Origin of the sequence: Streptomyces sp. NPDC049577 (assembly GCF_040675635.1) — a bacterium.
In the GTDB taxonomy this organism is placed as follows: Bacteria; Actinomycetota; Actinomycetes; order Streptomycetales; family Streptomycetaceae; genus Streptomyces.
In genome coordinates, this window is the sequence record NZ_JBFAPH010000256.1 from 1 (window position 1) to 9,006 (window position 9,006).

Below are 9,006 nucleotides of genomic sequence, written 5' to 3' on the forward strand. Positions count from 1 at the left end.
CTGGCCGCCGAGGTCGAACGGCTCGCCCGCACCGCCGGGCGGCTGTGCGAGGGCTCACTGCGGCTGCGCGACCACGCCCCCTGGGCGATACGCACCGCCCTGCGCGAGATCCTCGTGCGGCTCCCCGTCTACCGGCCGTACGCCGTCCCCGGTGCCCCGGCCGCGCCGGTGCACGCCGCGCTGCTGGACGAGGCCGCGCAGGGGGCCCGTACGGCCTTCGCCGTGCCCCAGGAGGCCGAGGTCGTCGAGTTCGTCCGCGACGCGGCCCTGGGGCGGCTGGGCGACGGGCCCGACGCGCGTGACTTCTGCGCACGCTTCGCCCAGACCTCCTCGGCCCTGCGCGCCAAGTCCGTCGAGGACACCGCCTTCTACCGCTACACGCCCCTGCTGTCCGCGAACGAGGTCGGCGGCGCCCCGGACCGGCCGGCGGTCGAGCCGGCGGAGTTCCACGCCTACTGCGCCCGCATCCAGCGCGACTGGCCCGCCACGGGGACCGTGCTGTCCACGCACGACACCAAGCGCAGCGCGGACGTCCGGGCCCGGATCGCCGCGCTGAGCACGCACGCCGCGCAGTGGGCCGCCCTCATGGAACGGCTGTGGAACGAGGCGCCGGCCCCCGACCGGCAGGTGGCCTGGACGGCTTGGCAGACCGCGTTCGGCCTGGGCGAGCCCGACGCCCGGCGGCTCGTCCCGGCGGTCCTGAAGGGCGTGCGGGAGGCCGCCCTGCGCACGACGTGGACCGAGCCGGACGCCGCGTACGAGGCGGCGGTCCGGGCCTTCGTCGCCGCCGGTCCGGGCGGCAAGCCGTACGCACTGCTCGAACCGCTGGCTGCCGAGGCCGAGCCGTCCGTGCGGGCGCACACGCTGGGTGCGGCCCTGCTGCAGCTGACCATGCCGGGCGTGCCCGAGCTGTACATGGGAACCGAGCGCGTGTACGCCGCGCTCGTCGACCCCGACAACCGCCGCCCGCCCCGTTTCGCCGACGCCCCGCCGGCGACGGGGCTGTCCGCCGACAAGCTCCGCCTCACCCGCACCGCCCTGCGCCTGCGGAGCGCGCATCCCGAGTGGTTCGGCACCGACGCCACGTACGAACCGCTGGCCGCGGACGGCCCGGCGGCCGGGCACTGCGTGGCGTTCGTCCGCTCCGGCGAGGTCGTCACGGCCGCGCTGCGGCTGCCGCGCGGAGTGACCCTGACGGAAACGACGCTGCCCCTGCCGGGCGGCGGCACGTGGCGGGAGCTGCTGACGGGGCGCGTGTACACGGAACGGATGCCGCTGTCCCGGCTGTCGGGGCACTGGCCGGTGGCCCTGCTGACCCGGACGTGACCCGCGGCGGCGGCCGGGTTCCTCGTCAGGGGCGGCCGGGGGCCGGCTCGGGGGCGCCCTGCTGATGACCGCCGCGCTGCCGGCCGGCGCCCTGTGGGGCAAGACCGGTGAGCGCTACGGCTACAACTCCGGCGTGTTCGCCACCCGGGACCGGCAGCGCCGCGTGGTGTGCTCGTTCAACCCGACGCACCGGGGCGACACGCGGCAGCAGATGACGAGGCGTCTGGCCGGCGCGGTCACGCGCACGGGCTGACGGCGTCCGGCTCGGCGGCGAAGACCAGGTCCGCGCAGAGGCGCACGAACGCGGCCGCCGCTCCGGTGAGGTCCACGCGGGAGAACGCCGTCTGCTCGCGGCGCCACTCCGGATCGACGCGGACCATCGCCGCGCCGCGCGTCGCGCGGGCGATGTGCGTGGGGGCGGCCACGATGCCGACGCCCGCCGCCGCCATGCGGACGGCCGTGGAGGAGTGTCCGGTCTCCAGGGCCGTCAGCGGCGTGAAGCCGTGCCGCTCGCAGACCAGGTCCAGCCAGCGCCGCCCCTGGACGACCGGCTCCAGGGAGCAGCGCACCCAGGCGCGGTCCGCGAGCTCGCGCAGGCGCACCGGGCCGGGGCGCGCCGCGAGGGGGTCGTCCGCGGAGGTGACGACGACGATCTCCTCCTCGCCGAGCGGGACGACGGGGCCCGGCCAGGCGTCGGGGCGGGGGCCGACGGCGAGGTCGGCGATGCCGCGCTCCATGCCGTCGCGCAGTTCCTCGGTGGTCCCGTACTCGTGCAGCTGGAGCCGTACGCCGGGGGCCTCCTGCCGCCAGCGGGCGAACACCGGGGGGAGCACGCCGACCGCCAGCGCGTGCAGGGTGGCGACGTGCAGTTCGCCGCCCTCGGCGCCGGCGGCGGCGCGGGCGGCGCGGCGCGCCTGCCCGGCACTGCGGACGGCGCGTTCGGCGTGCGGGAGGTAGGCGCGGCCCATCGGGGTCAGCCCGACGCCGCGCGGCAGGCGCTCCAGGAGCGGTCCGCCGACCTCCCGTTCCAGGGCCTTGATCTGGTGGGAGAGCGCGGACTGGGTCACATTGAGGCTCTCCGCGGCACGGGTGAAGGACTGCTCCTCGACGACCGCGACCAGGTACTCCATCTGCCGCAGGCTCACCGGTCCCCCGCCTCGCGCGTCCCATGAAGGTTGCTCATGGGGGCCATCGAAACATTGCGTTGGACTCATCCTCGCGGCGGGTCGGAGGGTGGGGTCATGCATGAGACGGATGTCATCGTCATCGGAGGCGGCACCGGCGGGTACAGCACCGCGCTGCGGGCCGCCGGCCTCGGGCTCGACGTGGTGCTCGCCGAACGCGACCTCGTGGGCGGCACGTGTCTGCACCGGGGGTGCATTCCGAGCAAGGCGATGCTGCACGCGGCGGAGCTGGTCGACGGGATCGCGGAGGCGCGCGAGCGGTGGGGGGTGAAGGCCACGCTCGACTCGGTCGACTGGGCCGCCCTGACCGCGACCCGGGACGACATCGTGCACCGCAACCACCGCGGTGTGGAGGGCCATCTGGCGCACGCGGGCGTCCGGGTCGTCCGGGGCTCGGCCTCGCTCACCGGCGCCCGGACGGTGCGCGTGGACACGGGGGCCGAGGCGGGCGGGCAGTGGCGGGCCCGGCGCGGGATCGTCCTGGCCACGGGGTCGCGGCCGCGCCTGCTGCCCGGCCTGGAGCCGGACGGCAGGCGGATCGTCACCAGTGACGACGCGCTGTTCGCGCCCGGGCTGCCGGGTTCGGTGCTGGTGCTGGGCGGCGGCGCCATCGGCGTCGAATACGCCTCGCTGCACCGGTCGATGGGCGCCGAGGTGACGCTGGTGGAGGCGGCCGAGCGGCTGCTGCCGCTGGAGGACGCGGACGTCGGCCGGCATCTGACGCGCGGACTGAAGAAGCGGGGCATCGACGTGCAGACCGGCGCCCGCCTGGAGGCCGCGCGCCCCGACGAGAACGGCGTGCGGGCCGTGATCCGCACCGCGCGCGGGGAGATGCGCGAACTGCGCGCCGAACGGCTGCTGGTGGCCGTGGGCCGGGTGCCGGTGACCGACGGGCTGGGCCTGGCCGCCGCCGGTCTGGCCACCGACGCGCGGGGCTTCCTCGCCCCGGCCGACTGGTCCCGGCTGGAGACGGCCGTGCCCGGCGTCCACGTGGTGGGCGATCTGCTGCCGCCGCCCGCGCTCGGACTGGCGCACGCGTCGTTCGCCGAGGGCCTGCTGGTCGCCGAGACCCTCGCCGGACTCACCCCCCGTCCCGTCGACTACGCGGCCGTACCGCGTGTGACGTACTCCAGCCCGCAGACCGCGTCCGTCGGCCTGACCGAGGCGGAGGCGCGCGAGCGGGGGCACGAGGTGGTGGTCGGCTCCATGCCGCTGACGGGCATCGCCAAGGGCATGGTGCACGGGCAGGGCGGCACGGTGAAGGTGGTCGCGGAACAGGGCGGCCGGGTCCTGGGCGTGCACCTGGTGGGCCCGCACGTCTCGGAGATGATCGCCGAGAGCCAGCTGGTCGTCGGCTGGGACGCGGAGGCGGTGGACGTCGCCCAGCACGTCCACCCGCACCCGACGCTCTCGGAGGCCGTCGGCGAGGTCATGCTGTCCCTCGCCGGACGGGGGCTGCACCGGATGTGACGGTGCGTCATCCCAGGTGACCCGGGCGGTCGAAATCCGGTGGACAGCCCGGCCGCGGGGCCCTACGGTTCCCGGGCCATCACCGGAAGGAACTCCATGACCGAACCGGCCGCACTGGTCGTCCGCCCGCTGACCGAACACGACGCCGCGCTCTTCACCTCCCTGCCCTCTCCCGGTCTCGTCGGCCGGGAGGCCTTCGGCCAGTCCTACGGGTTCGTCCACGAGGGCGGCGAGTACCGCCCGGAGTGGACGTGGGTGGCCCTGCGGGGCGACCGGGTGGTGGCCCGCGCCGCCTGGTGGGGCGCGCCCGACGACGAGGCGCCCGTGGCGCTCGACTGGTTCGACTTCGCCGAGGGCGAGCAGGAGGCCGCGGTCCAGCTGCTGCGCACCGCGCCGCTGCGGGCCGAGTACAGCCTGATGGTGCCGCCCGGCTGGCGCGACCGGCCCGATGTGCGGGCCGCCGCGGACGCCCGGACGGCGGCCGCCGTCGCCGCCGGGATGCGGCCGCTGGTCGAGCGGTTCCGCTACGAGTGGACGCCCGCCTGCGGGCTGCCGGAGCGGCCCGGCCGGCTGGAGTTCTCGCCCGAGCCGGACGACGGCCTGATACGGGACGTGGTGCGCCGCACCCATGTGGGCACCCTCGACGCGCACGACCGGCGCAATCTGGCCGAGCTGGGCCCCGAGGGCGCGCTGGACGCCTTCATGGGCGTCCTCGGCTGGCTCCCCTCGCCACGCGCCTGGTGGAAACTCGCCCGCACCCCCGGCGGGGAGATCGCCGGCATCCAGATCCCGGCGCGCAACCCCGGCGGTCCGTGCGTCGGCTACGTCGGCGTCGTCCCCGAGCACCGGGGCCACGGCTACGCATACGACCTGCTGGTGGAGTGCACCCACGACCTGGTGGCCGAGGGCGCCGAGCGGATCGCGGCCAGTACCGACCAGGGCAACACGCCGATGGCCGCCACGTTCGCGAAGGCCGGATACCCCGTCGTCCAGGAGCGCATCGACCTGGTTCCGCCCCGGGCGGGCTGAGCGAGCGGCACCATGGGGGGCAGCGTCGCACCGTCGTCGGGAGGAGCCGGTCGTGCTGTTCGAGGTGTGGGCGCCCGCCGCCGGGCGGGTCACCGTGCACGCGGGGGGCGGCGCCTTCGCCATGGCCCCCTCCCCCGGCCGGGCCGGCTGGTGGCACGCCGAGGCGCCGGCCGGGCACGGCACCCGCTACGGTTTCGCGCTCGACGACGGCCCGGTCCGCCCCGACCCGCGCTCCCGGCGCCAGCCGGACGGGCCGGACGGGCTCAGCGCCGTCGTCGACTTCACCCGCTTCGGCGACGGACCGGCGTGGACGGGGCGCAGCCTCGCGGGCGCGGTGCTGTACGAGCTGCACATCGGCACGTTCACCCGCGAGGGCACCTTCGACGCGGCCGCCGCCCGGCTGCCGCACCTGGCGGAACTGGGCGTGACGCACGTCGAGCTGATGCCCGTCTGCCCGTTCCCCGGGACGCACGGCTGGGGGTACGAGGGCGTCTCCCTGTGGGCGGTGCACGAACCCTACGGCGGGCCGGCCGGACTGCGGCGCTTCGTGGACGCCGCGCACGCGCTGGGCCTGGGCGTCGTCCTGGACGTGGTGCACAACCACCTCGGCCCGTCGGGCAACCATCTGCCCTCCTTCGGCCCGTACTTCACCGACACCCACCGAACCCCCTGGGGCGCGGCCGTCAACCTGGACGCGCCCGGCTCGGACGAGGTCCGCGCGTATCTGACGGGCAGTGCGCTGGCCTGGCTGCGCGACCACCGGATCGACGGACTGCGCCTGGACGCGGTGCACGCGCTGCACGACACCCGGCCCAAGCACTTCCTCGCCGAACTGTCCGGTGCCGTCGACGCGCTGGCCGCCCGGCTGGGCCGGCCGCTGTTCCTCATCGCCGAGTCGGACCTCAACGACCCGGCGACCACGCTGCCGCGCGCGGCCGGCGGCCTGGGTCTGCACGCACAGTGGAACGACGACTTCCACCACGCCCTGCACACCGCGCTCACCGGCGAGTCCCAGGGCTACTACGCCGACTTCGCCGCCGACCCCGCGCACGCCCTGGCCAAGACCCTGCGCGGCGGCTTCTTCCACGACGGCACGTACTCGTCCTTCCGCGGCCGCCCGCACGGCCGTCCCCTCGACCCGCGCGTCACTCCCGCGTACCGGCTGCTCGGCTACGCCCAGACCCACGACCAGATCGGCAACCGCGCCCTCGGCGACCGGCTCTCCGGCCGGCTCTCCCCCGGGCTGCTCGCCTGCGCCGCCGCACTCGTGCTGTGCGCCCCGTTCACGCCCATGCTCTTCATGGGCGAGGAGTGGGGCGCGCGCACGCCCTGGCAGTTCTTCACCGACCACACCGACCCGGAGCTGGCCGAGGCCGTGCGCACCGGGCGGCGGCGGGAGTTCGCCGCGCACGGCTGGGCGGCGGAGGACGTACCGGACCCGCAGGACCCGGCCACCCGCGACCGCTCGTGCCTGGACTGGACGGAACCGGAGCGCGCCCCGCACACGGAGCTGCTGGCCTGGCACCGGCGGCTGATCGCCCTGCGGCGCGCGGAGCCGGCGCTGACCGATCCCCGCTGGGAGTACGGGGCCCTCGCCGCGGAGTCGCGCACGGTCCACTTCGCGCGCGGGCCGCTGCACATCGCCGTCAATCTCGCCGGTCAGCCGGCCGAGCTGCGGCTCGGCCGCCCGGCGGCCGGCGCGCGCGTCGTCGCGGCGTGGCGGCCGGTGTCCGCCCCGGACGAGGACGGCGTGCTGCGGCTGCCGCCGGAGTGCGCCGCGGTGCTGCGCGCCGCGTGACGGTTTGCGCGCCCCGGCCGGGCGGGGGGACGCTGGAAGAGGCGTATCCGTGCCTTGGTGAGCGCGGAGCCGGAGCGCCGGGTGCGGTGCGTCGCACCGAGGGAGTGAGGTGTCATGCGCACACTGCTCAGGGCCCGGCTGGACACCCCCGCGGCCAACGCGGCGATCCGGGACGGCTCGATGATGAAGGGCATCGAGGAGCTCATGGAGCGGCTCCGCCCCGAGGCCGCCTACTTCACCACGATGGACGGGGGCCGCAGCTGCTTCTTCGTCTTCGACATGCAGGACGCCTCGGAGATGCCGGCCTGCGCCGAGAAGCTGTTCCTCGGCATGGACGCCGAGGTGGAGATGCACCCGGTGATGAACATCGACGACCTGCGCCGCGGCCTGGAGGCCCTGTCGGGGGACTGAGCGCGCTCAGCCCCCGGCCGGGATCAGCCGCAGCGAGATGGAGTTGATGCAGTACCGCTGGTCGGTGGGGGTGGGGTAGCCCTCTCCCGCGAAGACATGGCCGAGGTGGGAGCCGCAGCGCGCGCAGCGGACCTCGGTGCGGACCATGCCGTGGGAGCGGTCCTCGACGAGCTCGACCGCCGAGGAGTCCTTGGGGTCGTAGAAGCTCGGCCAGCCGCAGTGGCTCTCGAACTTCTCGGTCGAGCGGAAGAGCTCGGCGCCGCAGGCGCGGCAGGAGTAGACGCCCTCGGCCTTGGTGTCGGTGTACTCGCCGCGGAAGGCGGGCTCGGTGCCGGCCTGACGGAGCACCTGGTACTCCGCCGGGCTCAGTTCGGCGCGCCACTCCTCGTCGGTCTTCTCGACCTCGTACGCCATCGTGCGTCCCTCCCGTCGCGCTGTGCGCTCGTGCCGTGCTGTCTGCCGGTCTGCCGGTCAGCCGTTCAGGCGGGCCAGGATCCGGGGACCGAGGTCCGTGACGTCGCCGGCGCCCATGGTGAGAACGAGATCGCCGGGGCGGGCCATTCCCGCGACCGTCTCCGGGACGGCGGCCATGTCGTGCTCGGCGCGCACGTCCGCGCCGGCGGCCCGGGCGGCGTCGATGATCAGGGCGCTGGTGACGCCCGGGACCGGGTCCTCGCGGGCCGGGTAGATGTCCAGGACCACGGAGGCGTCGGCCAGGGCCAGGGCCTGGCCCATCTCGGTGCCCAGCTCCTGGGTGCGGCTGAACAGGTGCGGCTGGAAGACGACCAGGACCCGGGCGCCGGCGGCCGCGCCGCGGATGGCCTCCAGGTCGGCGGTCATCTCGGTGGGGTGGTGGGCGTAGGAGTCGATGACCTGCACGCCGGCCGCCTCGCCCTTGAGCTGGAGGCGGCGCTTGACGCCGGTGTACTTGCCGAGGGCCTCGGCGAGGTCGTCGGCCGGGATGCCGAGCGCGACGCCGGCCGCGAGGGCGGCGACGGCGTTGTGGGCGTAGTGCCGGCCGGGGACGGAGACGGCGAAGGTGAGCCGGCGGCCCTTGAGGTCGACGGTGACCTCGCTGGTCAGACCGCGCGGGACGACGTCCAGGACGCGGACGTCGGCGTCCTCGGCCTCGCCGTAGGTGACGATCTCGAGGTCCGGCCGGCCTGCGACGCGCCGCGTCAGCTCGCGGGCGCCCTCCTGGTCGGCGGCGACGACGAGGGTGCCGCCCGGGCGGACGCGGCCGACGAAGGTCGCGAAGGACTCGTGGATCTCCTCCATCGACGCGTAGTTGGCGTGGTGGTCCAGCTCGACGTTGAGGATGATCGCGACTTCGGGCGCGTACTTGTGGAAGCTGCGGTCGCTCTCGTCCGCCTCGGCGACGAAGATGTCCCCGCCGCCGTGCCGGGCGTTGGAGCCGGGGCCCTCCAGGTCGCCGCCGATGGCGTACGAGGGGTCGAGGCCCAGGGCGTCGAGGGAGACGGCGAGCATCGAGGTGGTGGTCGTCTTGCCGTGCGTGCCGGCCACGGCGATCGGGCGCAGCCCGTCCATCAGCCGGGCGAGCGCGTCGGAGCGGTGCACGACGGGCACGCCGCGCTCGGCGGCGGCGGCGAGCTCGGGGTTGTCGGCGCGGATGGCGCTGGAGACGACGACGCAAGTGGCGTCGGCGGCCAGGTGGTCCGCGGCGTGGCCGATGTGCACCGTGGCGCCCAGGGCGCGCAGCGCCTCCGCGGTCGGGGACTCCTTCGCGTCGCTGCCGGCGACGCGCGCGCCGCGCTGGGCGGGGATCTT

At 75.6% G+C, this 9,006-nt stretch carries 8 protein-coding genes and 1 pseudogene; 6 read left to right on the forward strand and 3 right to left on the reverse strand.

Features of this window, described 5'->3' with window-relative positions:
* Positions 1 to 1,326, forward strand: a pseudogene (locus AB0K09_RS24250) (malto-oligosyltrehalose synthase); the annotation flags it as partial.
* Positions 1,327 to 1,390: 64 nt separating this feature from the next.
* The gene (locus AB0K09_RS24255; RefSeq protein ID WP_366067486.1) at positions 1,391 to 1,579 is read left to right on the forward strand and encodes a hypothetical protein; all 189 of its coding nucleotides are present in this window, start codon (positions 1,391 to 1,393) and stop codon (positions 1,577 to 1,579) included.
* Here the strand turns inward: AB0K09_RS24255 and AB0K09_RS24260 are convergent.
* The gene (locus AB0K09_RS24260; RefSeq protein WP_366067493.1) at positions 1,563 to 2,456 is read right to left on the reverse strand and encodes a LysR family transcriptional regulator; all 894 of its coding nucleotides are present in this window, start codon (positions 2,454 to 2,456) and stop codon (positions 1,563 to 1,565) included. The two genes, AB0K09_RS24255 and AB0K09_RS24260, sit on opposite strands and share 17 nt — an antisense overlap.
* Before the next feature lie 111 nt (positions 2,457 to 2,567).
* Between AB0K09_RS24260 and lpdA the strand changes: the two genes are divergently transcribed.
* From lpdA to AB0K09_RS24280, 4 genes are all read left to right on the forward strand, one after another.
* Positions 2,568 to 3,980 carry a dihydrolipoyl dehydrogenase gene (gene lpdA / locus AB0K09_RS24265; protein WP_366067487.1) on the forward strand — a complete coding sequence of 471 codons (1,413 nt, stop codon included), beginning with the start codon at positions 2,568 to 2,570 and terminating at the stop codon, positions 3,978 to 3,980.
* A gap of 96 nt (positions 3,981 to 4,076) precedes the next feature.
* Entirely contained in the window at positions 4,077 to 5,009 is a 933-nt protein-coding gene (locus AB0K09_RS24270; protein WP_366067488.1) for a GNAT family N-acetyltransferase, read from the forward strand.
* Positions 5,010 to 5,061: 52 nt separating this feature from the next.
* Positions 5,062 to 6,807: a malto-oligosyltrehalose trehalohydrolase gene (gene treZ / locus AB0K09_RS24275; protein WP_366067489.1), complete on the forward strand. Its 1,746-nt coding sequence runs from the start codon at positions 5,062 to 5,064 to the stop codon at positions 6,805 to 6,807.
* A 114-nt stretch (positions 6,808 to 6,921) separates the two neighbouring features.
* Positions 6,922 to 7,218 carry a hypothetical protein gene (locus AB0K09_RS24280; protein WP_366067490.1) on the forward strand — a complete coding sequence of 99 codons (297 nt, stop codon included), beginning with the start codon at positions 6,922 to 6,924 and terminating at the stop codon, positions 7,216 to 7,218.
* Positions 7,219 to 7,224: 6 nt separating this feature from the next.
* Here the strand turns inward: AB0K09_RS24280 and msrB are convergent, their stop codons facing one another.
* Positions 7,225 to 7,632, reverse strand: coding sequence for a peptide-methionine (R)-S-oxide reductase MsrB (gene msrB / locus AB0K09_RS24285; RefSeq protein ID WP_366067491.1), 408 nt, complete (start codon positions 7,630 to 7,632; stop codon positions 7,225 to 7,227).
* A 57-nt stretch (positions 7,633 to 7,689) separates the two neighbouring features.
* The coding region (gene murC / locus AB0K09_RS24290) for a UDP-N-acetylmuramate--L-alanine ligase (RefSeq protein WP_366067492.1) at positions 7,690 to 9,006 on the reverse strand (1,317 nt) is incomplete at its 5' end.

Excerpts from the sequence above, each read along its gene's own strand:
- AB0K09_RS24260 (WP_366067493.1), bottom strand. The coding sequence starts at position 2,456 with ATGGAGTACCTGGTCGCGGTCGTCGAGGAGCAGTCCTTCACCCGTGCC.
- AB0K09_RS24255 (WP_366067486.1), top strand. The coding sequence starts at position 1,391 with ATGACCGCCGCGCTGCCGGCCGGCGCCCTGTGGGGCAAGACCGGTGAG.
- msrB (WP_366067491.1), bottom strand. The coding sequence starts at position 7,632 with ATGGCGTACGAGGTCGAGAAGACCGACGAGGAGTGGCGCGCCGAACTG.
- lpdA (WP_366067487.1), top strand. The coding sequence starts at position 2,568 with ATGCATGAGACGGATGTCATCGTCATCGGAGGCGGCACCGGCGGGTAC.
- AB0K09_RS24280 (WP_366067490.1), top strand. The coding sequence starts at position 6,922 with ATGCGCACACTGCTCAGGGCCCGGCTGGACACCCCCGCGGCCAACGCG.
- AB0K09_RS24270 (WP_366067488.1), top strand. The coding sequence starts at position 4,077 with ATGACCGAACCGGCCGCACTGGTCGTCCGCCCGCTGACCGAACACGAC.